20 protein-coding genes and 1 tRNA gene are annotated in these 25,375 nt (G+C 57.7%); 13 read left to right on the forward strand and 8 right to left on the reverse strand.

The window, feature by feature from the left end; all coding sequences use genetic code 11:
- Positions 1-141 precede the first annotated feature (141 nt).
- The 7 genes from N1030_RS11880 (at position 142) to N1030_RS11910 (ending at position 7,957) form a co-directional block, all read left to right on the forward strand.
- Positions 142-1,335, forward strand: coding sequence for an SO_0444 family Cu/Zn efflux transporter (locus N1030_RS11880; RefSeq protein WP_265825696.1), 1,194 nt, complete (start codon positions 142-144; stop codon positions 1,333-1,335).
- A 282-nt stretch (positions 1,336-1,617) separates the two neighbouring features.
- Positions 1,618-2,016, forward strand: coding sequence for a hypothetical protein (locus N1030_RS11885; protein ID WP_265825697.1), 399 nt, complete (start codon positions 1,618-1,620; stop codon positions 2,014-2,016).
- Between the two features lie 187 nt (positions 2,017-2,203).
- Positions 2,204-3,496 (forward strand): serine--tRNA ligase, encoded by a 1,293-nt coding sequence (serS, locus tag N1030_RS11890; RefSeq protein WP_265825698.1) that lies wholly within the window; start codon positions 2,204-2,206, stop codon positions 3,494-3,496.
- A 71-nt stretch (positions 3,497-3,567) separates the two neighbouring features.
- Positions 3,568-3,643: transfer RNA gene (locus tag N1030_RS11895), tRNA-Lys, on the forward strand.
- A 569-nt stretch (positions 3,644-4,212) separates the two neighbouring features.
- A complete protein-coding gene (locus tag N1030_RS11900; RefSeq protein WP_265825699.1) occupies positions 4,213-5,214 on the forward strand; it encodes an extracellular solute-binding protein in 1,002 nt (333 codons plus the stop codon).
- A 1-nt stretch (position 5,215) separates the two neighbouring features.
- Positions 5,216-6,886 (forward strand): ABC transporter permease, encoded by a 1,671-nt coding sequence (locus N1030_RS11905; RefSeq protein ID WP_265825700.1) that lies wholly within the window; start codon positions 5,216-5,218, stop codon positions 6,884-6,886.
- 3 nt (positions 6,887-6,889) lie between these two features.
- A complete protein-coding gene (locus N1030_RS11910; RefSeq protein WP_265825701.1) occupies positions 6,890-7,957 on the forward strand; it encodes an ABC transporter ATP-binding protein in 1,068 nt (355 codons plus the stop codon).
- 126 nt (positions 7,958-8,083) lie between these two features.
- Here the strand turns inward: N1030_RS11910 and N1030_RS11915 are convergent, their stop codons facing one another.
- From N1030_RS11915 to N1030_RS11940, 6 genes are all read right to left on the reverse strand, one after another.
- A complete protein-coding gene (locus tag N1030_RS11915) occupies positions 8,084-9,418 on the reverse strand; it encodes an RsmB/NOP family class I SAM-dependent RNA methyltransferase (RefSeq protein ID WP_265825702.1) in 1,335 nt (444 codons plus the stop codon).
- Positions 9,419-9,780: 362 nt separating this feature from the next.
- Positions 9,781-10,116, reverse strand: coding sequence for a hypothetical protein (locus tag N1030_RS11920; protein WP_265825703.1), 336 nt, complete (start codon positions 10,114-10,116; stop codon positions 9,781-9,783).
- Between the two features lie 52 nt (positions 10,117-10,168).
- The gene (locus N1030_RS11925; RefSeq protein ID WP_338033337.1) at positions 10,169-10,621 is read right to left on the reverse strand and encodes an RHS repeat-associated core domain-containing protein; all 453 of its coding nucleotides are present in this window, start codon (positions 10,619-10,621) and stop codon (positions 10,169-10,171) included.
- A gap of 16 nt (positions 10,622-10,637) precedes the next feature.
- The gene (locus N1030_RS11930) at positions 10,638-10,988 is read right to left on the reverse strand and encodes a hypothetical protein (RefSeq protein WP_265825704.1); all 351 of its coding nucleotides are present in this window, start codon (positions 10,986-10,988) and stop codon (positions 10,638-10,640) included.
- Between the two features lie 57 nt (positions 10,989-11,045).
- Complete coding sequence (locus N1030_RS11935) at positions 11,046-13,148, reverse strand: RHS repeat domain-containing protein (RefSeq protein WP_265825705.1); 2,103 nt, start codon at positions 13,146-13,148, stop codon at positions 11,046-11,048.
- A gap of 472 nt (positions 13,149-13,620) precedes the next feature.
- Positions 13,621-13,998: a TraR/DksA family transcriptional regulator gene (locus N1030_RS11940; protein WP_265825706.1), complete on the reverse strand. Its 378-nt coding sequence runs from the start codon at positions 13,996-13,998 to the stop codon at positions 13,621-13,623.
- A 258-nt stretch (positions 13,999-14,256) separates the two neighbouring features.
- Here N1030_RS11940 and N1030_RS11945 point away from each other — a divergent pair, with 258 nt between their 5' ends.
- From N1030_RS11945 to N1030_RS11960, 4 genes are all read left to right on the forward strand, one after another.
- Complete coding sequence (locus N1030_RS11945) at positions 14,257-16,074, forward strand: lysophospholipid acyltransferase family protein (protein WP_265825707.1); 1,818 nt, start codon at positions 14,257-14,259, stop codon at positions 16,072-16,074.
- A 179-nt stretch (positions 16,075-16,253) separates the two neighbouring features.
- Positions 16,254-16,742 (forward strand): adenosine-specific kinase, encoded by a 489-nt coding sequence (locus tag N1030_RS11950; protein WP_265825708.1) that lies wholly within the window; start codon positions 16,254-16,256, stop codon positions 16,740-16,742.
- A gap of 27 nt (positions 16,743-16,769) precedes the next feature.
- Positions 16,770-17,369: a hypothetical protein gene (locus tag N1030_RS11955; RefSeq protein WP_265825709.1), complete on the forward strand. Its 600-nt coding sequence runs from the start codon at positions 16,770-16,772 to the stop codon at positions 17,367-17,369.
- A 237-nt stretch (positions 17,370-17,606) separates the two neighbouring features.
- On the forward strand, positions 17,607-19,763 hold the full coding sequence (locus N1030_RS11960) for a methyl-accepting chemotaxis protein (RefSeq protein WP_265825710.1): 2,157 nt from the start codon (positions 17,607-17,609) through the stop codon (positions 19,761-19,763).
- A 212-nt stretch (positions 19,764-19,975) separates the two neighbouring features.
- Here the strand turns inward: N1030_RS11960 and N1030_RS11965 are convergent, their stop codons facing one another.
- A complete protein-coding gene (locus N1030_RS11965) occupies positions 19,976-21,322 on the reverse strand; it encodes a glutamine synthetase family protein (RefSeq protein WP_265825711.1) in 1,347 nt (448 codons plus the stop codon).
- 517 nt (positions 21,323-21,839) lie between these two features.
- On the opposite strand from N1030_RS11965, the gene N1030_RS11970 reads away from it, so the two are divergent.
- The gene (locus N1030_RS11970; RefSeq protein WP_265825712.1) at positions 21,840-22,637 is read left to right on the forward strand and encodes a split-Soret cytochrome c; all 798 of its coding nucleotides are present in this window, start codon (positions 21,840-21,842) and stop codon (positions 22,635-22,637) included.
- A gap of 89 nt (positions 22,638-22,726) precedes the next feature.
- On the opposite strand, the gene N1030_RS11975 is transcribed toward N1030_RS11970, so the two are convergent.
- Positions 22,727-23,647, reverse strand: coding sequence for a helix-turn-helix transcriptional regulator (locus tag N1030_RS11975; RefSeq protein ID WP_265825713.1), 921 nt, complete (start codon positions 23,645-23,647; stop codon positions 22,727-22,729).
- Between the two features lie 259 nt (positions 23,648-23,906).
- Between N1030_RS11975 and der the strand changes: the two genes are divergently transcribed.
- Positions 23,907-25,265 (forward strand): ribosome biogenesis GTPase Der, encoded by a 1,359-nt coding sequence (der, locus tag N1030_RS11980; protein WP_265825714.1) that lies wholly within the window; start codon positions 23,907-23,909, stop codon positions 25,263-25,265.
- Positions 25,266-25,375 lie beyond the last annotated feature (110 nt).

Consider the following 25,375-nt stretch of genomic DNA (forward strand, 5'->3'; position numbering starts at 1 on the left):
CTCCGGAGTCTCCCGCCGTCTTTTTTCCGCCTCCTCCCCTCTTGACCGCCCGCCAGTTTCATCATAGCTAATACATGAACAGTTGTTCATATATTAAATATATCTTCTGCCTGCTCGCTGCGCAGGGGAGGGAGTTTTTCGATGGATCTGATCACCACCTACTTCGCTGCCGTATGGGACATTCTGCTTGAGGCATCCCCCTACGTGCTGTTCGGCTTCTTTGTCGCGGGCCTGCTCAAGGGCTTTCTGCCCGCAGACTTCGTGGCCCGCCATCTTGGCAAGGGCAAACGCGCCCCTGTGCTCAAGGCCGCCCTGTTCGGTATTCCGCTGCCGCTGTGTTCCTGCGGCGTCATTCCTGCAGCCGCAGGACTGCGCACACAAGGAGCCAGCAAGGGCGCGACCACCTCGTTTCTCATCTCCACGCCGGAAACCGGTGTGGATTCCATGGCAGTCACGTACGCCCTGCTCGATCCACTGATGACGGTGCTGCGACCGCTGGCGGCCTTCATATCCGCCATTACGGCGGGGCTGCTTGTAGATATCCTGCCCGCGGAAAGAGACACCTTCCGCCCGCAGTCAGCCACTGCCCCTGCCGCCCCCGAACGCCCGCAGACGACCCTGCATGCCTTCGACCGGGTACAGTCTATTACGCCGGAAGCCCATAGCGGGTGCGGATGCGGCAGCAATGGGTGCACAGACACGCCGGCCGGTGCGCCGACCGCCGCAACGGAACACTCCCCTTCCGTCATGGAGCGTTTCCGCAAGGGCATGCGTTTCGCCTTTGGCGAGCTCATCGCAGACATCGGCAAATGGCTGATCATCGGCATCTTCATAGCCGCCCTCATCACCACCTTCCTGCCCATTTCCTTCATTGAAAACTATGTGGGCGACGGCCTCTTCGGCATGATGCTCATGGTAATCGTAGGCGTGCCCATGTACGTTTGCGCCACGGCCTCCACCCCCATCGCCGCAGCACTTGCACTGAAGGGGCTTTCCCCCGGCGCGGCACTGGTCTTTCTGCTTGCCGGTCCCGCCACCAACGCGGCCACCATCACCGTTGTCTCCCGAATGCTGGGCAAGCGCGTGGCCGCCGTCTATGTGGCCAGCATCGCCGTGGTATCTGTGCTGCTGGGACTGGCTGTGAATCAGGTTTACGGAGTGCTTGGGTTCTCCGTCAGCAACTGGGTGCATGCCACGGAAGAACACGGCCACAGTTTCATTGCCGTGATTTCCGCTCTGGTTCTAATTGGCCTCGTGGCAAAGCAGATGCTGCAAAGCTACATGAGCCGCGGACACGGGCATGGCTGCAGTTCGCACGGCTGCTCCTGCAGCTGATCAGGTTTTTCATGAAGTTTTCCCGTGGGGTGCGGCAATCCGGAAGGGAGCCGCACCCCTTCTTGATTCCGGCCCGCCAGATGGCGCAACTGCCGCAATAATTTGAAGCTCTACTGCCAATACATAACTTAAACAAGATTGACACACATCACTTCCTCGCCCATATTCAATATATGGGTAAAGAAGTATCGACTGCCGTCCAAACGGGATTTTCACCCGGGCGGCTCCCCTCAGCACCCTGCAAGCCTGCGGGACGCATCCGGCTCCCGTACGGAGGCTGACATGGCACTCACACAACAGACCGAAGCACAATTCAACGCCCTGACAGACGCCTTTCGCACCAGACTGCGCAAGGTATCGGACAGCGGCCAGACGCAGGACCGTGTGCAGCGCATCATGCTGGCATTGGGCTATGCCATGGCCCTGACCCCCACGGGCAACCCCGGATTCACCCGGGCCGCCATGTATAAAGGCATGGCCGTGAACGTCTGGGTGGCGGACGAATCCATCTCATCGTGGCCCCGCTCGCTCCTCGCGCCCGTCTGGGTGGGCTATTACACGCCTGACGAACCCGTGGAACTGATCCAGTATCACGAGTACGACAAGCTCGTGGACTACCTGCGCGAATTCCATCCGGAAGCATTCCAGACGCCCTCCGAGCTGGCCGCAGGCAAGAGCTAGTTGGGGATTCTCACCCCGCAGGCGGCCCTGTTGCCGCACTGCGCCCCCTTTTCGTCGCTGACGGAGGACATTCGTTTTTCCGCCTTCCCCAGCCCGTATATAATGTGCCGACTTATCGGCATGTTGACGCTTTACGCTGCGACGGCTATTCTCTTTAGTTGCACATCAATGTAAGGAGATGCGTTTCATGCTCGACCTCAAGCTTATCCAAAGAGATCCCGAGATCATCATCAATGCCCTGAATAAGCGGCATTCCAAGATAGACGTGAATGAATTCCTCGAACTGGACGGACGCCGCCGCGCCCTGCTCAACGAAGTGGAAACGCTGAAGAGCCAGCGCAACAAGGCTTCCGAAGAGGTCGCCAAGATCAAGCGCTCCGGAGGCGACGCCTCTGAACGCATCGCCGAACTGGGCACCCTCTCCGACCGCATCAAGACGCTGGACGCAGAGACCGAAGAGGTTGTGGCCAAAGTGAACGAATGGCTCATTTCCGTGCCCAACATGCCTCACGAATCCGTGCCCGAAGGCGCAGACGAAAACGACAACGTGGAGCTGCACAAGTGGGGCACCAAGCCTGAGTTTTCCTTCACTCCCAAGGAACACTGGGAAATTGCCGAACAGTTGGGCGGACTCGACTTCGAGCGCGGCTCCAAGCTGGCCGGCTCCCGCTTCACCGTGCTGTGGGGCTGGGCCGCACGCCTTGAGCGCGCATTGGTAAACTTCTTCCTCGATATCCAGACCCGCGAACACGGCTACACCGAAATGTTCCCGCCCGCCATCGTGAACAGCACCACCATGACCGGCACCGGACAGCTGCCCAAATTTGAGGAAGACCTGTTCAAACTGAACTACAAGGACTTCTACCTCATCCCCACTGCAGAAGTGCCGCTGACCAACCTGCTGAGCGGCGAACAGCTGAGTGAAGCCGCCCTGCCCTATGCCTTTACCGCGCAGACCCAGTGCTTCCGTTCCGAAGCGGGCAGTTACGGCAAGGACACCAAGGGCCTTATCCGCCAGCACCAGTTCACCAAGGTGGAAATGGTTCGTCTGGCGCACCCCGACAGCTCCTACGAACAGCTTGAACTCATGCGCCAGCATGCGGAAAACATGCTGCAGCGCCTTGGCCTGCACTACCGCGTGGTAACCCTGTGTTCCGGCGACATGGGCTTCTCGTCCTCCAAGACCTACGACATTGAAGTGTGGCTGCCCGGTCAGGACAAGTACCGCGAGATTTCCTCCTGCTCCAACTGCACCGACTTCCAGGCCCGCCGCGCCAACCTGCGCTTCAAGCGCGAAGGCGCCAAGAAGCCCGAATACGTGCACACCCTGAACGGCTCCGGCCTGCCCACGGGCCGCACTATCGTGGCCATTCTGGAAAACTACCAGCAGGCGGACGGCTCCATCGTCATCCCTGAGGCACTGCGCCCCTACATGGGCGGAATTGAAGTAATTACTCCCGAGATGGCGGCCGGCAAATAGAAATTTGGCCACACCGGCCATTTCCGGGTTGACAAGGTCCGTCTTATCTCTATATACAGTGCCCCTCGCATGGGTCGTTAACTCAGTCGGTAGAGTATCTGCCTTTTAAGCAGAGAGTCGCAGGTTCGAGCCCCGCACGACCCACCACGAACACAAAGGCCGGAATCGCAAGATTCCGGCCTTTTCGTTTTCTCTCCTACCCGCACGTAAACACGCGCCCCTTGCCCACAAAAAGCCGCCCCACAGCCGAGGCTATGGGGCGGTCTGACGGTCCTTCATCGTTCATGCTGGATGGACTTAGTTGTCCTCCAAATCCTCTACAGTAATCAAGTCATTCAAAAGATCATGCTCGATTACACATTCTTCATCGCCCTGACAGCTTGTACACGGGCCGGGATAATCCATATTCGGCATGGGAGAACCTCCCTGATTGTTCGTTAATACAAACACTATGTACAGGGAGTATAAACACGATTGCCGGGCAGACAAGATGATAATGAAAACTATTTTCAAATAAATTGTTCTCCACCGCTACTCCGTATCCGACCACAAGCCAATTTCTGACTATTTTTATCAGATTAAATCCTCATAATATTCAGATAGATATACAAGACGCACTTCCAACCCCTTATTTTACTTGAAAGTCAAACAAGTTGACAACCAAGCGAACCATCCATATTGATGCTGAAATTCAATTTCAATTACGGAGTGATTCCATGCTCAAACGTTTCACGCCCCTTCTGGGTGCTGCCCTTATCCTGCTTTCCGCCATCCCCTCATTTGCCGCCGAATTGGTGGTATATTCCGCACGCGGCGAACATCTTATCAAGCCGCTCTTTGACGCCTACACCGCGAAGACGGGGGTTGAAATCAAGTATGTCACCGACAAGGAAGCTGTTCTGCTTGAGCGCCTGAAGTCCGAAGGCGAGCGTACCCCCGCAGACATGCTCATCACCGTTGATGCGGGCAATCTCTGGCTGGCAGGTGAAGCCGGGGTCATTCAGCCTGTCCAGTCTCCCATTCTGGAAGCCAACATTCCCGTGCATCTGCGCGATCCGCAGAACCGCTGGTATGGCCTTTCCCTGCGTGCCCGCACCATTGTTTACAATACCGACAAGGTAAAACCCGCAGATCTGAGCACCTATGCAGCTCTTTCCGGCCCTGAATGGAAGAACCGCCTTGTGCTGCGCACCTCCAAGAAAGTCTACAACCAGTCTCTGGTCGCCTCCCTGATTGCTGAGCACGGCGAATCCGAAGCCGAAAAGATTGTGAGCGGATGGGTTGCCAACACCCCTGTAGCCCCCTTCTCCAACGACACCAAGGCGATGGAAGCCGTTGCAGCCGGGATTGGCGACGTGACCATCGTGAACACCTATTACTTCGGCCGGCTGAAAAATGAAAAGCCGGAAACGCCCCTTGCCATTTTCTGGCCCGATCAGCAGGGCGCAGGCGTACACGTCAATGTTTCCGGTGCGGGCATCACAACGCACGCCAAGCACAAGGAAGAGGCCGTGAAGCTGCTCGAATGGCTCTCTTCCGAAGACGCTCAGAAGGTCTTTGCCTCCCTGAACATGGAGTTTCCCGCTAACCCTGCAGTACCGGCCGACCCGCTGGTAGCCTCCTGGGGCTCCTTCAAGGCCAGCACCCTGAACGTAGCCAAGTATGGCGAATATCAGGCGCAGGCCATCAAGCTCATGGACCGCGTCGGCTACAAGTAACATGCCTGTTACCAGTTCCGCACAAAGTGCAACGGGGGGGCTTTGCCCCCCCGCTTACACACCTGCAGTCCACCGCATTTCCGGATGGCAAAGCGCAGCCTTATGCCTTGCGGCCCTTGCCTCCGTCCCTCTGCTTGTATTACTGGCTTCTTTCCTCACGCCGGAAAGGGAAATCTGGCACCACCTGAGCGAGCATGTTCTTACTGGTCTCGCAACCAACACACTGACGCTGCTACTGTGCGTACTCCCCCTTACCGCCCTGCTCGGTGTCGGGTTGGCATGGCTGACAGGGGCTTGCGAATATCCCGGTCGCAATTTTTTCACATGGGCACTGACGCTTCCCTTCGCCATACCGCCCTACGTATTTGCCTTTGTCTATCTGGGCTTCTTTGATTTTTCCGGTCCGGTCCAGACGCTGTTGCGCACATGGTTCCCCTCCATGGAGTTTATTGAAGTGCGCAACGTCTTCGGAGTCTCCGCCATTCTCTCGCTGGCCTTCTACCCTTACGTCTATCTTCTCTGCCGCAGCGCCTTTCTCACGCAAGGCAGAACCGCCATGGAAGCGGCCCGAACTCTGGGCTTATCGCCGTGGAAGGCCTTCTTCAAAGTATCGCTGCCCATGGCTCGCCCATGGATAGCCGCAGGGCTGATGCTGGTCTGCATGGAAAGCCTTGCCGACTTCGGCGCAGTGGCCATCTTCAACTATGACACGTTCACCACGGCCATCTACAAGGCATGGTTCGGCCTGTTCTCGCTCAAGGCCGCATCACAGCTGTCATCTCTGCTGGTATTGTTTGTACTGATTATACTGACGATTGAACAACACCTGCGCAACCGGCTGCGCTTCACCCAGGCAGGACGCAACTCCGGCAAAGGGCACCGCATGCAGCTTACCGGTTTCGCGGCATGGGGCGCATTCTGTCTTTCCGCTCTGGTGTTCACTCTGGCATTTGCCCTTCCCTGCCTGCAACTTGCGGCATGGGCATGGAAAGCATTCAGTCCCGAAATTCTGCGCTATGCCGAGCTGGCTCAGAATACGCTCACGCTAGGTCTGATAACGGCACTTGCCACCACCGCAGCCTCTGTCATGCTTGCCTATGCACGTCGCACTGCTCCCGGAAGAACCATGAACTGGGCCACCCGTGCTGCCACACTCGGCTATGCCATGCCGGGAACCGTGCTTGCCGTGGGCGTATTCATCCCCGCAGCATGGCTGGACAACACCATGCTTGATATGGTGGCCCACCTCACAGGATGGGAGTTGGGCCCATTCATACAAGGTTCGCTTGGCCTGCTCATTACAGCCTATGCCATCCGCTTTCTCGCTGCCGGATTCGGCTCTGCCGACAGCGCCATGCAGCGCATCACCCCCTCGGTTATCGAAGCGGCCCGCACGCTGGGTTGCCACGGAACCGCCCTGCTCAGACGGATATACCTGCCCATGACCCGCACAGGACTTTTCACCGCAGCCATTCTCGTGCTTGTTGACGTTATGAAGGAAATGCCCGTCACCCTCATGATGCGCCCCTTCGGCTGGGATACTCTGGCGGTCAAGATTTATGAATTCACTTCTGAGGGAGAATGGGAGCAGGCAGCTATTCCAGCCCTGTTCCTGATTCTGGCGGGCCTTGTTCCCGTCATCCTCCTCACGCGTAAAACGGAGTCTCGGTAACCTATGAACACGCTTCTGCATGTAGACGGCCTCGTCAAACACTATGGCGCCTGTCTGGTGGTGGACAACGTATCCTTCCGGCTGGACAAGGGAGAGATCGGCTGTCTGCTCGGCCCCAGCGGCTGCGGCAAGACCACCCTGCTCCGTTGCATAGCAGGGTTTGAATCCATTTCCTCCGGCAGCATTACGCTGGACGGAAAAACTGTTTCCGGTCCGCAATTCGTTGCGCCAGAGCATCGCCGGATCGGCATGGTATTTCAGGATTACGCACTGTTTCCGCATCTGACAGCGGCAGAGAATGTGGCTTTCGGGCTTACCGGCATGAGCAAGGCGGCACAGCAGCCCATTGTCCGGACCATGCTGGAAACAGTGGGGCTGGCAGATGCCGGAAGCCGTTATCCCCATGAACTTTCCGGGGGACAGCAGCAGCGGGTGGCCCTTGCCCGTGCCCTTGCGCCGGAGCCGAGCCTGCTGCTCATGGACGAGCCGTTCTCCAATCTGGATGTGGCGTTGCGGGAATCCCTGTCAGCCGAGATTCGCGCCATTCTCAAGCAACGCGGCATTACCGCCCTGATGGTCACCCACAACCAGAACGAAGCCTATGCAATGGCCGACAAGATAGGGGTCATCGCCTGCGGACGCATGCACCAGTGGGACTGTCCGCATGGCGTATACCACAGACCCGCCACGGAAACCGTGGCTGGATTCGTGGGAGAGGGAACTCTCATACAGGGGATAGGGTCAGGCGAAACGCTTACATGCGCACTCGGCACCTTCCGTCTGCCGCTGGCAACCAAGGCCGGAGCCGTCTCCATACTCATACGCCCCGAGGACATCATCCATGATGATGCCGCCCCCATGCAGGCCATGATTCTCAACCAGACCTTCAGAGGCGCGAGCATACTCTACACTCTGCAACTTCATAGCGGAGAAACAGTGCTGGCGCAGGTTCCGAGTCACCACAACCATGCGGTGGGGCAGCACATAGGCATACGGGCGGAACTTGAGGACATTGTGGTCTTTCCGGCCAGTGCCAGCCTGAATACAGACATGGAGTGCACAGCCGACTGATCTGCTGGCTCAGGGCGCAAGAACGCAACCGGCGAAACAGCTACACCAGAGCTGACGCCGATGCGCCGGGCAGGGACATTGTACAGAGCCCTGCCCGCAAGAGCTGTTCGGCTGAACGACGTGAGATTACGCTCTACGCAACATCGCCGCGTAGAAGAATTCCATGTAGGGAGAATCCTGCGGAGTATGCCACTCGCGCTCCAGCGTGACGCCTTCGGTACGATCAAGGAAGGCCGCAATCTGGCGTTCGTTCTCATCGGGGTTCACCGTGCAGGTTATGTAAATCAGCCTGCCCCCTGTCATGAGATGCGCAAAGGCGTTGTCCAGAATGGCGGCCTGTGTGGCGATGAGGTCGCGCACCCCTTCAGGGGTACGGTGATAGCGGGCATCCGGCCTGCGGGAAAGGGTGCCCAGACCGGAACAGGGAACATCGGCAAGAATGGTACGGAACGCCACCTCGCCAATCTCTTCCCACACTTCGGGAGCGACCGGTTCCGTAGCGGAACGCAGCAAGGAGAAAGGCGGTTCCATGCCAAGGCGCTCCATCTCTTCACGCATGCCGCGCAAACGCTCACGAGAGGTGTCACTGGCATAACGCACAGGCACGCTGGCTTCCAGCAAGGCGATGGTTTTGCCGCCACGTCCGCAGCAACAATCCCAGACGGGACCCTGCCACTTCTGCGGCTCGGTCACGGCCAGCACTTCCTGCGAGGCAAAGGACTGACGTGATATCTGCCCTTCCGCGAGCATGGACTTCATGCCCACGGGCGCGGCTCCGGCAGGAAAGAGCAGCGAATAGCCTTCGCGCTTCAGACAATCCGAATGCCCGGCCAGTTCCTCGACCAGTGCATCGGCGTCCGGCTTGGCGCGGTTCACGCGCAACCCGACCGGAGCGGAAGAAATGCCTGCGGTCAGATAGGCAAGCGTCTGCTCCTCGCCATAGGCATCCAGCCACATTTCCACAATCCACTCGGGGCATGAATACCACACCGCCAGCTGCCGCGCGCGTGGCATACCCTTGGTCACAACGGCCATATCATGCGCTTCGTCACCCATACGGTCGAGATTACGCAATACCGCGTTCACCAGCTTGCCCAGCCCCTGCGAGAACTGACGCTTCACATAATTCACACACCAGTCCACGGAGGCGTAGACGGGAATGCGGTCAAGAAAGAGCATCTCGTATGCGGCAAGCCCCATTGCGATGCGGCACTTGTTCGGCAGCTTGGAATCATCCTTGAGGAAACGTCCCAGCAACGCGCCAATGCGATCCTTCAGGCGCATGTAGCCATACACCAGCTCCGTGCACAGGGCGGCATCCGGCATGGAGATACGTACGCCCCGCAGTCTGGCATCAAGCACGCCCTGCAGATCCTGACCGTGTTCCAGAATCTCGTTTACACATTCAAGGGCAACGGCGCGGGCCGGAGGGAGAAGAGCGTCTTTTTTATTGGGCTTCACAGATGCGTTTCCTGCTGCCGGATCTTTCCGGCTGTTCTTGCGGTGAGACATGAGGCGCTGCCGCCGATTCTGATGACCTGTCTCGGGAGGCAACGTTCCGATGCCATGCATACAGGGTGTTCATCGTTAGCTCAATGCTAAAAATGAAGGGGATGCTGAGAGGGTAGACCTTTAAATAAAGGCCGATAGAGAACCACCGGCCTACTGCCATTCTACCTGCGCTTGCGGGCGGCCCAAAGCTCCATGCAGAGCATTATGCAGCCGCAACATTACTCGCTTGTTTGTGCATCCCCGCGCGGACCTCTCCAGTGACGTCCCTCAAACCACGCAACACTCGGAACCCAGCCACAGCAAAGCCACAATCAATTAACAACTACGCCATTCTCTACCTTACACATCACGCTTGAGTCTTTTGCAACCAAATACTGCCCTTTATATTTAAACTCCTTTAAAAACGCATAAGCAATAATAAGCATAAACAACACGGCATATTCATCTTCTAAAACAAAACGAATTACACACAACACAAAAAGCAAAACTGCAAAACAATACCTTCTCTTTGTAAAATCTCTAAACGCAAAATGATCATATCCCCCATATTTTGCCTTATGAGTCTTTTCAAATATAAAGTTGACAATCCAAAACAAAAACAAACACCACATTGAAGCAGACGATAACAAACCAGTTACAATATCCATATAGATTTTCCTCAATGCGGAGAAGGGTATCTCCCCTTCTCCGCATTGCTAATTATTGTTCCCTTACTCCGTTGACAAACTCTTCTATTCCTTGTTTGACAATGCCTCCCAAACAGCCAGCAGGAGCAGCTCCAGGGCCAAGCCCTATCGCAGCCCCAGATGCCCCTCCAACACATGCCCCAATAATCCTTTTGGTAGCGCCCGGCCTCGGCTCTACCCCCGGCACCCCCTCAGGATACTGAGACTGACGAATAGCCGGGCAATCAAGTGAAGGCATTCCAGGCACCACAGTAGGGGTGTGGTCGGTGGATCTACGCATCTCGTTTACAGCCGCCCCCTCCAACCCCAGCGGGTCAACCAAGTTCACCGGATCATCGAGGCAGTAGCCGTAGACATCAACATCGCCGCCAGCGTAGCCGAGGGGGTCTGGCTGGATGAAACGGCCGATGCGCGGGTCGTATTCGCGGTAGCCCAGATGAACTAGGCCGGTGTCAGAGTCGATCAGGCCGCCACCACTTCGACTACCACCGCTCGCTAACTTTCAAAACTCCATTTGAATCTCTCACGTAAGACTTACGATCATCCCGACACTCAAACCGAATCTGCTTCATGAACACAAAAATGCAGCCTCCAACAACAACAAACAGCACAGAATATACCAAATCAACAACTGATTCCGATCTAATATAAAAATAAATAAAACTCACAACTCCAATTACAACAGAACCAAAGCCTCGAATCTTCGGATCTACAACCTTCATCATCTTACCACACTTAGGACAGGAAACGCTTTTCCGACTTTCCAAATAAGAAAACAGCGAAACTACAACTGCAAATATTATAACAGCACCAGTCCTAACTCCAATTTCCATAATCACCTCTAAATGAAGGCGCACCCAGCATTCGTAATACCGGATGCGCCACCCTTTCTATTCAAAATCCTTTACAGCCTGCTCTCGAGATACACCCTTATTACGTCGCCAAGCATACTGCATCATACCTGCCCCACACATTGGAACTCCTAAAGCGCCTCCAACTGCCCCTCCAACTGGTCCCGGGAGCACGTTTGCCACCCAATCCACAGGCTGCCACCAAGTTGGACCGCTCAGGCAAGCTTTACCAAGGGCTTTTAGGTTCTCAACACTCTCATTACCACTACTCTTTCCAACCTCATCTATGCCTTTCTTTATCCCCTTTTTTATAACCTCCTCGGCTGCAATTCCAAGCCCCTTCTTAACACCAGCTTTAATAGCTGATTTTGATTGGGGCTTTGGAGTTACGCCTTCGCTTCCCGGCTCCAACCCCAGCGGGTCCACCAGATTCACCGGATCATCGAGGCAGTAGCCGTAGACATCAACATCGCCGCCAACGTAGCCGAGGGGGTCTGGCTGGATGAAGCGGCCGATGCGCGGGTCGTATTCGCGGCAGCCCAGATGAACAAGGCCGGTGTCAGCATCAAACAAACCGCCGCCGAAGCCGAAGGGGATGCGGACATCCTGCGTCAGCATACTGACAACATTACCGAATGCATCATGTTTGCAAGCCTGTATCAAATCGCCGTTTGCGTTGGCAACCGCAAAGGGGGTGCCCGACTTGTCAAAGGCGAGGGAGAGGCGCAGGCCGCCGCTTTCCATGCAGACGGGCATGCGTGAGTCCTGTGAATAGATAAACCGGCAGAGGCCGGAACCGTCGGGGCGGGAGGTACTTTCCAGCGTTACGGCGTCGCGCCACGCGAACTTTTCCAGCATGACGCCGTTCACGGACTTGGCGATGCGCCTGCCTGCGGCATCAAGCAGATATTCGACCACGCGGCCATCGGGCAGGGCCACGGCGACGAGGTTGCCGGCGGCGTCATAGGCGTAGCGGGTTTCTCCGGCGGGGGTCAGGCGGCGGGCCAGCCTGCCGGACTGATCATACACGAAGCGCACGGCACCGGCCTGCACCATCCGGCCAGCCTCGTCATAGACATAACGAGTCTCGCCAACGTCAGCGCGGGTCGAAGCCAGACGCTCGCCTGCGGGACCATAGGCATACACCTCGGTCACGATTTCGGTTGCGCCCGCAGCCTGACCATACGACACATCCAAGCCCTGCCCGAACGGCTGACACCCTGCCGCCGCAACTCCGGCAGCACGAGGCACCTTCCGGTCACCTACCGAAGTGGCAACAGCTTCCCCCTTGGCGACAATGACACCGCTCGCGACCAGTCGCCCTGCTGCATCATAGGCATAGGTGCGCACGTCCTTGCCCAAGGAAGTGCTCATAACCTTGCGGGTGATGCGACCTTCCTCATCGCGCTGCACGAAGAGTTCGGCAAAGACCGGGCGCATGGCGGGCAGGGCCACGCTGGGGGTGCCCCCCTGTGCGACACCATATGCGGCCCCCTGCGGACTGACCGCAAAGCGTCGCAGCTCTTCGCGGGGCAACGAGTCCGGCGTCAGATCGCGCATCTGGTCCGGTCCGGCCTGAGGCATGCCGACGCTGCCCGAATTTACGCTTCCTGCGCCCTCCGCTACGGCACTGCCTCCCTCTGCCGCTCCTACATCATCCCCCTGCGGAACAAGTTCCCTGAACCAGTCTGCCTGACCGTTGGAACCTTTCGCCCCCGCAACGCGATACCCCGTTTGATCCGCAAACACGGGCAGGCCATTGTCGTCGAACTGCGTCTCCCACTCGTCCGCGAACATGCCGCTCACGTCAAACGCCCCCCGCTCCTCGGAAGGCCGCACGTCTGCTGCCGCGACGGCACGCCCCGCCGCAGCGGTGCCCCTGCCGCCCCCTTGCTTCCCCGCCATAGTGCGACCGGCTCCGCCGCGCGGCCCTACCGTGTTGGCCGCCTTCCAGCCTGCCTCCTGTTCACCGAACATGGCCCGCAGGTACTCCTCCGTGCTCATGGGCACATCGGGATTCATGGCCGCCGCCATGGCGGCGTTACGGGGCTTGGACGCAAATGCCTCTGTCCGCAGCCACTCCTCGGTAGTCATCATGCGGGTACGGGCTCCGCCGGAATGTGGATGAGAATGTCTCGCCACGAACTGTTCTCCTGTTACTTGCAATGAAGCGGAGCCCTGTGCCCCGCACGAGGCGAAACCCGTATCACAGGCTTTTTCAGGAATTCGGCGAAAGCATGGTCTGAAGGCGACGGGAAGGCGTTACCAAAGGGGCGTAACAGGAGGTGGACAGGATTCTGCGAATGCACCGGATCACCCTCGACGAAGGCAGAGCAATGGCCGTTCGCATAAGAAAGGCTGGCGGGAAGGGAAGAAAACAAAGGGGTGAAGCCAAAAGGGAGAAATCAGACGACCGACCAGAATCAAAAGGCCTGCAAGGGAAGATGGTACCGGCAGGCCGTGCAGGAATACACCAGCCCGCAGGACCAGCCATAGAACCTGAATAACGCATGCAGTCTCTGCAACCAAAGACAGCAGCTCAGGAACACGTGTCCCAAAGGATAGACAAAGCTAAAGGGCGGCAGCATCCCGCCCAAAACAAGCAGACCTGAAGCTATGCGCTCAGGCCCAACGTCCCGTTCCGCACGCCCGCACAACAGGGCACTCGGTCCTGTTCTTGCTGGCAATGCACGCACAAGGTCGTGGTGGGGTTGGCCTTGAGGCGCTGCACGGGAATATCATCGCCGCACTCAAGGCAGATACCGAAGTCGGCAACGTCCAAACGGCGCAAAGCCTCTTCCACCTCCCTGATCTGTTTGCGGATTCGAGCCTGCAGGGCCACATTCATACGCAGTTCGCTCAGGCGGGAAGCAAACTCGTTTTCATCGGCACAAGACATATCCAGACCGGCACAGGAACTATCCTGCAAACGCAAGGCAACAAGCGTATCTTCCAGATGGCATTCTATCTCACGGCGCTGACTGTCGGTCATGCTATTCTCCTCACAGGGTGCAATACGTTTCCGATAATCAGTGGATATGCCACAAAACCATCCTTCGGGCATGGCGCTCCGGTGACACAATGCAGCGGCCCGACAACGGTTTGGTAACGCTTGCGTTACAATTGCCAACGCCGCCGAACCGTCGCCAATCCTTCACGTAACGCCCACACAACCCGCCTACAGGAAAAGCATCAGGCCGCCAGCAATCTCTGACGGCCTGCAACCGCAACCCTGTCGCGAGGTACCCATATGCTGGATCAGGTTCTCCAACAGAACGAACTGAGCCTTGATTTCATTCCCCCCGCCGCCAAGCGCCTGCTTGCTCCCGCAACAAAGCCGCTGCTGCGCCTTTCCAAACTGCACCGGCTGTTCACCCTGTACGGAAACATGACGCAGCGCGCCTGCCCGCTGGGCTTTGCCCTTGAAGCGCTGGACATTCTTAATGTCAGCATCAGGATCAAGGGCGAAGGGTTTGACAGCATCCCCGGAACAGGACCGCTGGTCGTCGTTTCCAACCATCCCTTCGGCGCGCTGGAAGGGCTGGTGCTCATGGCCAGCCTGCTCCCCGTACGGCCCGACATGCAATTTCTTGCCAATTCCCTGCTCGGCATCATTCCCGAACTCAAAAGCGTGATCATAGATGTGAACCCCTTCAGCACCCGGGAAGCCCGCACCAGAAACATCAAGGGACTACGCAGCGCCATAGGCCACGTTGAAGCGGGCAACAGCCTCGCCGTGTTCCCCGCAGGCGAGGTTTCTCACCTGCAGCCTGCCCACCGGGGCATCATGGATCCCCTGTGGAACCGCAATGTGGCACGTATCATCCGCAAAACCGGGGCTGACGTGCTGCCGCTTTACTTTCATGGCCGCAACAGTCTCATGTTCAACATCATGGGCCTGATGCACCCGTTGGCCCGCACCGCCATGCTGCCGCGCGAGCTGCTGAAAAAACAGGGAAGCTCCGTCAAGGTCAGTGTAGGCAAGATCATCCCCTCTTCCCTGCTGAACGGACAGAACGGGCTTGCCTCGGAAGAGGATGTCACCAACTACCTGCGCGTACGCAGTTACTCCCTGCGCCAGCAGGAGAAGCGCCGTTTCTTCCCCCTCACTTTCGGACGCACGGCACCTCCGCCCATGCCTTTAGCGCTACCCCGCCCCAAGGCAAGCCTGCTTGTGGAACTGGATGAATTGCCGAAGGAGCAAATCCTGTTGCGTGAAAACGGCTACACCGTATTCGAGACACGCGCCTTCCAGATGCCCAACATGCTGCATGAACTGGGCAGACTGCGCGAAGCCACCTTCCGCCCCATAGGTGAAGGGTCCGGCCGCGACCTCGACCTTGACCCTTTTGATTACGAGTACAACCACATTATCCTGTGGAATGAGGCGGACCAGCAGATCGCCGGCGCATACAGACTGGGACAGGTGCGCAAGCTCATCACCACGGCGGGCTCCAAAGGCCTGTATTGCTCCACCCTCTTCAAGTTCAAGAAGCACTTCTTCGCTCAATACGGTGATTCCGTGGAGCTGGGGCGCGCCATCGTGCATCCCGACTACCAGCGAGACTACAACCCGCTCATGCTGCTCTGGAAAGGCATTGGCCAGTTCGTGCTGCGTCGGCCGGGCCTGCGCTATCTCTTCGGCCCGTGCAGCCTGCCACTGAACTTCAATCAGTACACCCTCGCCACCACGGTTCGGTATCTGGAAACCCACCACGCAAATATGAAGCTGGAAACCATGGTCACGGGACGCAAGCCCCCAAGACTGAAACCTCCCAAGGGCGTGCCCCACGACATCGATATCAAGAACATCAGCTTCTCCAGCCTGAACGGGCTGGTGAAGGACATGGAAAACGGCCGCCCCCTGCCCATTCTCTTCAAGCACTATCTCAAGCTGGGGGGCAGGATAGGCGCCTTCCATGAAGACAACAGCTTCGGAACACTGGACGCCTTTCTGCTCATAGATCTTGCGCAGGCCCCCAGAAACATGCTCTGCCGATACATGGGCAAGGAAGCGGCAAATGCCTTCCTCCTGCACCACACCGCCGAGGAAAAGCCTGCCCCATAATCGCCCCGCCCCTTCGGGCATGGCAGGGGTACGTGCACTGAAGAACGGAAGTCCGGCAAACCGACAAGGAGGCTTTTCCTTGCGATTTTGGCTCATCGCGGGCAAAACTGGCGGAGCGGCCAAGCCCGCCACATCATAATGATACACCCGCGAACCCGCTTCGCGAAACGGAGGTCTCCATGGAACTGAAGCTTGTTTCCGTAGAAAATCCCGATGCGTTGAACCTCATGTTCGGCCAGTCCCACTTCATCAAGACCGTGGAAGACATCCACGAGGCCATTACCTGCTCCGTGCCCGGAGCCAAGTTCGGCGTGGCCTTCTGCGAAGCTTCCGGCGACTGCCTCATCCGCTGGAGCGGCACGGACGAAGCCCTCATCGAGCTGGCGAAGAAAAACGCGCAGGCAGTTGGCGCGGGCCACACCTTCTTCATCTTCATGCGCGACATGTTCCCCATCAATATCAAGAATACCATTCTGGCGGTTCCGGAAGTGGTGCGCCTGTTCTGCTGCACCGCCAACCCCCTGCAGGTTGTTGTTGCACAAAGCGAGCAGGGACGCGGCGTCATGGGCGTGATCGACGGCTTCAGCCCTGCGGGCGTGGAAACGGAAGCCGACATTGAAAAGCGCAAAGGCTTCCTGCGCATGATCGGCTACAAGGCCAAGGGCTAGCCGGAACCGGCTGGAAAGGGATTGACCATGCAGATCGCGACCATGGCGAAAAGCCCTCTGCGGCAGATGCAGTATCCCACAGATCTGGATGCCTTCCGCGAATCCCGCGGCGGCCATCTGGGTGGCACCATGCACTGCGCACGTTATCTGGGACCACGGGTGCTCTGGGACAGCAGCACCGGCGAGTTCATCTCTGAAGAAGGCGTTGCCATGACCGGCCTTGAACACCTTGAGCCGGAATTCCGGCTGGTGTTGCAGCATGCAGGCGAGGCGCTGGGCACCCCCGTGCATATCGACGGCGTCCTCATCCCTGTGCAGCAAGGTAACCCGCACTTCCGCATCTACGACATCTTCACGCCGGAAGGATCCGCCCCCGTCACCTTGTGGCAAGAGATAAACCTGCTGGCCGACATGTTTGCACGGATAGACAGCAGCACCATATACACCCGTCCCGTCCAGTACTTCCACACCGCCAGCATGAACAGCGACACCCGCATCACCCGCTGGCTGAAGACCTGGACCACCCGTCCCGGCTGTGGCGGCGTGTTCTTCAAGGACATGGAGTTTGTCTATACGCCCAATGCAATGGCTAACGGAGCCTGCGTAGCACTCTCTAAAAGGAAGTAGATATACAGCAGGACTCCTGCAACCGACTGCAGCACTCACACAAACCTTCTATAAAAGCGGTCAGACCAAGGTCTGACCGCTTTATTTCTTCCTTTTTCCGACTGTGCGCCGTTACAACTTTCCACGTGACAAACGGTATAAGGCATGTAATTGTGCGATCAATCATACCGCAGCGCCATATTAGACGGAATATGCAAGCAGCAGCGGTAATTATTACTACTCTTGCGAGGTTGAACTATGAATTTGTCGGTACGGTACAAGATACTCACACTCATTGCCTTGACCATAGTGGTATCGCTTGCCGGATACATGCTGCTTCTCGGCAACATCCGCAAGATGGAAGCCCAACACACAGAAGAGGCCAAAGAGGCCATCGAAAACCGCATCGCCACCGAAGCTGAGAAAATCAACACCTACATGGCTGTGATGGAGAACGTGGCAGATAACATCGCCTCCGCCGGTGAAGGCCTGCTTCTTGTCCGACGTGAATCCGGCACCGATATTACCGCGCAGGTTCAGGCTTACCTGACCTCGGTTATCTCCAAGTATCCCAACGCGATCGGCTGCGGACTCTGGTATGAGCCCGACCGTTTCACTGAAGGCGAGAAATATTTCGGCCCCTATGTGTACTGGGATGGCGGCAATATCGTCTTCACCATGGAATACAATACCGCCGAATACGATTACCACAATCAGGACTGGTACACTCAGGCCATTCCCAGAAACTGGAACCGCAACAAGCGACGCGACTCCCGCGTATACTGGTCCGCTCCCTATGTGGATACAGCCGGAACCAAGGCACTGATGATCACCGTGAGCGGCATCATGTACGGCGAAAACGGTCGCATCGAGGGCATGTCCACCTTTGACCTGAACATGAACAACCTCAAGGAAGTGGTGGGCAACATCCGCATCACCGATTCCTCCAGAGCCTTTGCCATTGATACCCGCAGCGGGCTCATCACCGCCTATCCTGCAGATGACAGCCTCATCACCCAGCCCGCGGACAGCCTGCCCTTCTACTCTCAGGTGGCAGACTCCCTGCAGCTGAAGGCCGGTGAGCGGACACACTTTACTGCTGAAATCGACGGCAGAAGCCATTCCGTCTACTACAGCGTCACACCTACGGGCATGGGCCTTGGCGTAGTGGTGCCGGATGACGAACTCTTTGCCGAGGTGTACGACCTGGCCAAAGCCAACACGCTGACCACCGGCGGCGCCATTGCCGCCCTGCTGCTGCTTTCCGGTGTCATTCTCGTAGTCCTGAACGCCATGGTCATCCGACCCATCCTCAACCTTGCCGGATACTCGGCAAGCGTTGCACAGGGCAATCTTGATGCAACCATTGCCGGCTCCTACTACAGCGAATTCGGCAAGCTCAAGGAATCCATGTCGTCCATGGTGAGCGCCCTGAAAGACAAAATGCGCGAGGCCGAACGCCACACCGAGCAGGCACAGGCCAGCGCCCAGGCCGCCGAACAGGCAAAGCTGGTGGCGGAAGAGGCAACCCGCAGAGCGGAAAGCGCCAAGCGCGAAGGTATGCATCAGGCCGCCCAGCGCCTGCGCGGCGTGGTGGAAGTTGTTTCTTCCGCAAGCGACAAGCTGGCTGCACAGATTGACGAATCCAGCCGCGGCGCGGAAGAACAGTCCGCCCGCGTAAGCGAAACCGCCACCTCCATCGAGGAACTGAGCGCTTCGGTCATGGAAATTGCCCGCAACGCTGAAAACACCTCCACCCTTTCGGAAGAATCGCGCCGGGCTGCCGAAGCAGGTTCCGATCAGTTCAAGATCGTGCTCAAGGACGTTTCCGAAGTGGAGAAGGGCTTCCAGTCCATTCACGGCTCGGTGGACGAACTGAGCCGTCAGGCCGATGGCATCGGTGCCATTGCCCAGACCATTGAGGACATCGCGGACCAGACCAACCTGCTTGCCCTGAACGCCGCCATTGAGGCTGCACGCGCTGGCGAAGCCGGTCGCGGATTCGCCGTAGTTGCCGATGAAGTGCGCAAGCTGGCGGAAAAGACCATGACCGCCACCAAGGAAGTGGGCCAGTCCATCAACGCCATTCAGCAGGCCGTGCGCGCAACGCTGGGCAGCATGGAGCAGAACAAGGGCGTTCTCGCCAAGTCTGTAGACGGCGTAAGCAAGGCAGAAGCCCTGCTCAGCAGCATCGTTGCCCTTGCCCTTGATGCCTCCGATCAGGTGCGCACCATTGCAACGGCTGCGGAACAGCAGTCCGCCGCAACGGAAGAGATCAACCATTCCGTGGGCGATGTAAGCCGTATCTCCGATGACACGGCACAGGCCATGCGTCTGGCTGAAGCCGCCATGAACGAAATGAGCGAACAGGCCGCAGAGCTGAGAAAACTCATTGTCGAACTGGAAGCCCAGTAACAGGCGATCTGGCAGATAAGAAAACGATTCAGGCCGGAACTGCGCAAGCGGTTCCGGCCTCTTCTTTGGCGGAGCAGCAGGCTAATGCTCCCCCTCATCCCGTGCATTGAAAATACAGAACCGCCGCCAGCTCAACCAATCCCGACGACAAAAAACAAAAGGCCGGAGCGGTTCTCGCCGCTCCGGCCTTTGCGTGCATTCCTGCCTGCCCGCTACAGAATGGGCAGGTAGTTCTTGATTTCGTACTCGGAAACGTGGGTGCGGTACTCGTCCCACTCGATAAGCTTGTTGCCCACAAGGTTGCGGTGCATGTGGTCGCCCAGCACGCTCTTCACCAGCTTGGACTCCTTCATCAACACAGCGGCCTCGTACAGGGAGCCGGGCAGAGAATCGATGCCCTTGGCGGTGAGGTCTTCGCTCTCCATGGCAAAGATATTCTCTTCCACGGCGGCGGGCAGCTCATAGCCCTTTTCAATACCCTCAAGACCGGCACCCAGCATGACTGCAAAGGCAAGATACGGGTTGGCCGCCGGATCGGGACTGCGCAGTTCCACACGGGTGGCAGCTTCCTTGCCGGGCTTGTACATGGGCACGCGGATCAGGGCGGAACGGTTACGCTGCGCCCATGCGATATACACGGGAGCCTCGTACCCGGGAACCAGACGCTTGTAGGAGTTCACCCACTGGTTGGTAACGCAGGTGAATTCCTTGGCATGCTTGAGCAGGCCCGCGATATAGGCGCGGGCTTCCGAAGAAAGATGATGAGGATCGTTGGGATCGAAAAACGCGTTCTTGCCGTTCTTGAACAGCGACTGGTGCACGTGCATGCCGGAACCGTTTTCCCCGAAAATGGGCTTGGGCATGAAGGTGGCGTAGCAGCCGTGCTTTCTGGCTATTTCCTTGACCACGACCTTGTAGGTCATGGCGATGTCGGCCATCTTCATGGCCTCATTGTAGCGCAGGTCGATTTCATGCTGCGAGGGGGCAACCTCGTGGTGGGAATACTCCACCGGAATACCCATGCGCTCAAGCGCAAAGATCACTTCGCGACGCACGTCGTTGCCGAGGTCCAGCGGCGGCGCGTCAAAATACCCGCCAAAATCCAGCGGCTGAGGCGAAGTGGAGTTGGCAAACAGGAAGAATTCCAGCTCAGGCCCCACATAGTAGGTGTAGCCCTTCTGTGCGGCGCGCTCCACCAGCTTGCGCAGGATATAGCGCGGATCACCTTCATACGGAGTGCCGTCGGGGCTCTTGATGTCGCAGAACATGCGCGCCACAGGGCGCTCAAGGGGACGCCATGAGCATATCTGGAAGGTGGTGGCATCAGGGTAGGCAACCATGTCGGATTCTTCAATGCGGGTGAATCCGAGAATGGAAGAACCGTCAAACCCCATCCCTTCCTCAAAGGCGGCTTCAAGCTCGCTCGGAGTCACCTGAAAGCTCTTCAGATTGCCGAGGATATCAACAAACCAGAACTGCACAAAGCTGACATGATATTCCTTCACGGCCTTGATCACGTCATCACCGTTCTTGCAGTTGAATACCGGATAGTTACTCATGAAACCGAACCTCCATTAAATAAATATTGCCCGTTTCGACATCCTCTGGCCGGAAGACAGCTTCCATCCAATGCATGCGATATCGGGATCAAATTATCACTTTTTTGTGAAAGCAGGCAAGGATAGCCTGAGCTTATTCGCTCACAAATCGACATTCCCTGATACGGAAACGCGAACACCCTGCTCTGGACGTGGACTACTGTAGCCCATCCCTTCGGGATTCTTGTATCACCTGCCGGAATGTTTGCAAGGCGGAAGAGCCTGATCCCACCAGATTCCTTCACTGTATCCCACGGCACATCACCTTCGCCGGTGCCACCTTCAGTTATACGAGCATGACAACAATGGTTTACGCATGCAAACCGGGGAATACACTCGAAAACCCTACAGTCGCTGACTGAATTCAAATATTTCATACAGTTACACGACAGCGCCTTGCGGCACGATGTTTGTAAAAACAGAGTATTGCCCGCGTGTGGTTCGGGCACGATTTTTTTTTGAAGGAGAAGGAAGGACAATGAGTAAAGGTGTTTCCCGTCGTCAGATGCTGACCGCCCTCGGTGGCGCCATGGTTGGTGGTGCCCTTGTTTCTACCCTGCCCGCAGTGGCAGCCCCCGCCCTGCCCCAGGGCCAGGTGTGGACTCCCCACAAGCTTGACCCCGTTGCCTGCGCCCCGTACGCGCACGAAGGGTACTGGCACAACGGCTACGGCTGCTGCTACGGCGTGTTCTACAGCATTGTAGGCATCATGGGCGAAAAGTACGGCGCCCCCTACAACCAGTTCCCCTACCATATGATGGAAGTTGGCAAGAGCGGCATCTCCGAATGGGGCACCATCTGCGGTGCACTGCTTGGCGCGGCTTCCGCGTTCGCCCTCTTCTGGGGCCGCAAGGAACGCGATGCCATGGTGGACGAACTGTTCCGCTGGTATGAAAAGACCCCTCTGCCCATCTACAACCCCGGCGCAGACAGCCGTGTGCCCGATGCCATTCCCACCAATGTGGCCGGTTCCGTGCTCTGCCATATTTCCGTATCCAAGTGGTCTTACGAAACCGGCATCGACGCAAACTCCAAGGTCCGCTCCGAGCGCTGCGGCCGCCTGACCGCCGACGTCGCCATGAAGGCCATTGAAATCATGAATGCCAAGATCGACGGCACCTTCAAGGGCGCCTTCGCCAAGCAGGATTCCGTATCCTACTGCGGCGACTGCCACGGCAAGGGCAAGGAATCCCCGCTGCTCAAGGGCAAGCAGGACTGCACCCCCTGCCACTCCGGCAATCCCCACACTCAGGACAAGTTCAAGAACCACCCCTAGCAATGCCCACTTGGCTTGGGAAGGTTTCCTCAATGATGAAGGCCGCCCTTTCGGGCGGCCTTCTCATTTTCTTTCATTGTCTCGGCAGGCTACGGCTTGACCGCTTCGCCGGGATACACAACCCGTCCGGAACGGGAAGTGTCGTACCCCTGCAGTTCTTCCGCCGCCTTGTGAAACTCCGGCTCGTTGAGCAGGCCGAGAAACAACTGCACAGGCTTGTCGAAGAAATGTTCCTTGGGAATGATAAGGTCAAAGCGCTCCCACTGCACAGGCACGAAGCCGAGATCAAGCCGCGCTGCAACCGTGCGGATGGCCATGCCCGTGTCAGCCCTGCCGGAAAGCACCTCAAGGCCCACGTCAATATGACGGCCAACCTCGTTCCCGTAGCCCTTCACGGCCTGCTGGTCGGCATCCGCCTGCGCAAGCAACGTATCGAAAAGCAGACGGGTGCCCGTGCCCAACGGCCTGTTCACCACGGTCAGCCCCTTGCTGACAATGTCCGCGGCGCTGCCAAGCCCGTGGGGGTTGCCCTTGGCAACCACGAATCCCTGCTCGCGATAGCAGAAATTCACCACGGCGGGCTGCTCTTCCAACTCCTGTGCGGCTGCGGCAAAGTTGTAGTCCCCGTCGGCGTCTTCCATGAGATGGCTGGTTGCGATGTGGCACTGCCCACGCCGCACGGCCTTGAGCCCGCCCAGACTGCCGAGGTTGCAGAAGGCTGCAAGATAATCGGAATGCTTTTCCATGAACAGCTTGAGCATCCTGTCGAAGAGGATATCGTTGCTGCCCGCTACCACGAGCACCTCGCCTTCCACAGCTGCGGACTCCATCCGGCGCGGATAGTTCATAGTGCGCGACTCTATCCACTGTTCCACAAGATGTGACGGAAACAGCCACTTGCCCGTGGCCTTGGTTGCGGGCAAGCCTTTTTCGGAAATAAGCGCGTACACCATTTTCTCGTTCACGCCGAGATACTTGGCGACCTCTTTGGTGGAAAGCAGATGCTTCATGACAGTCTCCTGCTGCGGTTTCGAAAGACCCTTGTAACGCGTCAGGGCATGGCAAATCAATATATTGCGCCAAGCAGCATGAAAAGGCTGCATGCGACACTCACGCATTCCAGCTTGCATCCTCGCGCAGTTTAGGGTAAGGCCATCTCCCCACTTGCATGAAGCGGCAGGACAACGTACCCTGTTTCAGGTGCAAGATCCCAACGGGCGCGCTCTTCTTCCTACTTTCCTGCGCCCTTCCCCTTATCCGGAAAATACCATGTATCCCAAAATAGCACTCATCGGACGCCCCAACGTAGGCAAATCCACCCTGTTCAACAGGCTCATCCGCAGCAACCGCGCCATCACCCACGACCGTCCCGGCGTAACCCGCGACCGTATGGAAGGCACGGTAAAGCGCAACGGACGCACGTGGACCGTCATCGACACCGGCGGCATCCATCTGGATGAAAGCCACAACGCTACCGAGGGCCCCAACGAACTGCGCGGGTTCGAAGCAGAAATCCTGCGCCAGACGCAGGAAGCCATGACCGAATGCGTTGCCCTGTGCCTGGTGGTGGACGGCCGCGACGGACTGCTGCCCTTTGACCGCCGCCTTGCCGACTACGTTCGCCGCAGCGGATTGCCCGTTCTGTTGGCAGTCAACAAGGTGGACGGCGGCGAACTGGAAGACATGCTCACGGCAGAATTCCACGAACTCGGCCTGCCCATGGTCGCCATGTCCGGCGAGCACGGATACAACATGCGTGGGTTTGAAGAGGAGCTGCAGAGCCTGCTGCCCCCCGAAGACGAATGGGAAACCCGGGAAGAGGAAATCGGCCTCAAGCTGGCCATGCTGGGCCGCCCCAATGCGGGCAAATCCTCGCTGGTCAATGCCATTACCGGCGGCAACCGCATGATCGTTTCCGACATGGCAGGCACCACCCGCGATTCCGTGGACGTGACCTACTCCATCGACGACAAACGCTACACCTTCGTGGACACCGCCGGGGTGCGACGCCGCTCCAAGATCACCGACACCGTTGAACGCTACAGCGTCAACTCGTCCATCAAATCCAGCACCAAGGCGCACGTAACCCTTCTGGTGCTCGACGGGCAGGAAGGCCTTACCCAGCAGGACAAGCGCCTCATCGACCTGCTGGACGAACGCAAGACGCCTTTCATGGTCGTGGTCAACAAAATGGACCTCGTCAAACAGAACGAACAGGCCGCGGTGAAAAAGGTCTACAAGGATGCCCTGAGCTACTGCTCCCACGTGCCGATTCTCTATGTATCCGCACTGACCAGAGCCAACCTCAAGCGCATCATCCCGCTTGCTGAACAGATATGGTCCGAGTGCCACGTGCGCGTGAACACCGGCCTGCTCAACCGCACGCTGGAAGCCATCGTCACCAAGCAGCAGCCGCCCGTGGTGAACCGCGTGCGCCCCAAGTTCTTCTACATGACGCAGGCGGAAACCAATCCGCCCACATTCGTCTTCTTCGTCAACGATGCAGATCGCCTGAAGGACGCGTACATCCGCTACATGGAACGCTCCCTGCGAAAGATGTTCAAGATCGAACACGCGCCGGTGCGGGTACGCTTCCGCTCCAGCCACACCAAGCGCCCGAAGAAGTAACGCAGTTTCCAACGACGCAAAAAGCCCCCGCCCGTGAGACCACGGACGGGGGCTTTATCATTCTATGCTGTGCAACGGGGGGCGTTGACCTCCCCATGGTATTCAATTTT

Origin of the sequence: Desulfovibrio mangrovi, assembly GCF_026230175.1 — a bacterium.
GTDB lineage: Bacteria > Desulfobacterota > Desulfovibrionia > Desulfovibrionales > Desulfovibrionaceae > Halodesulfovibrio > Halodesulfovibrio mangrovi.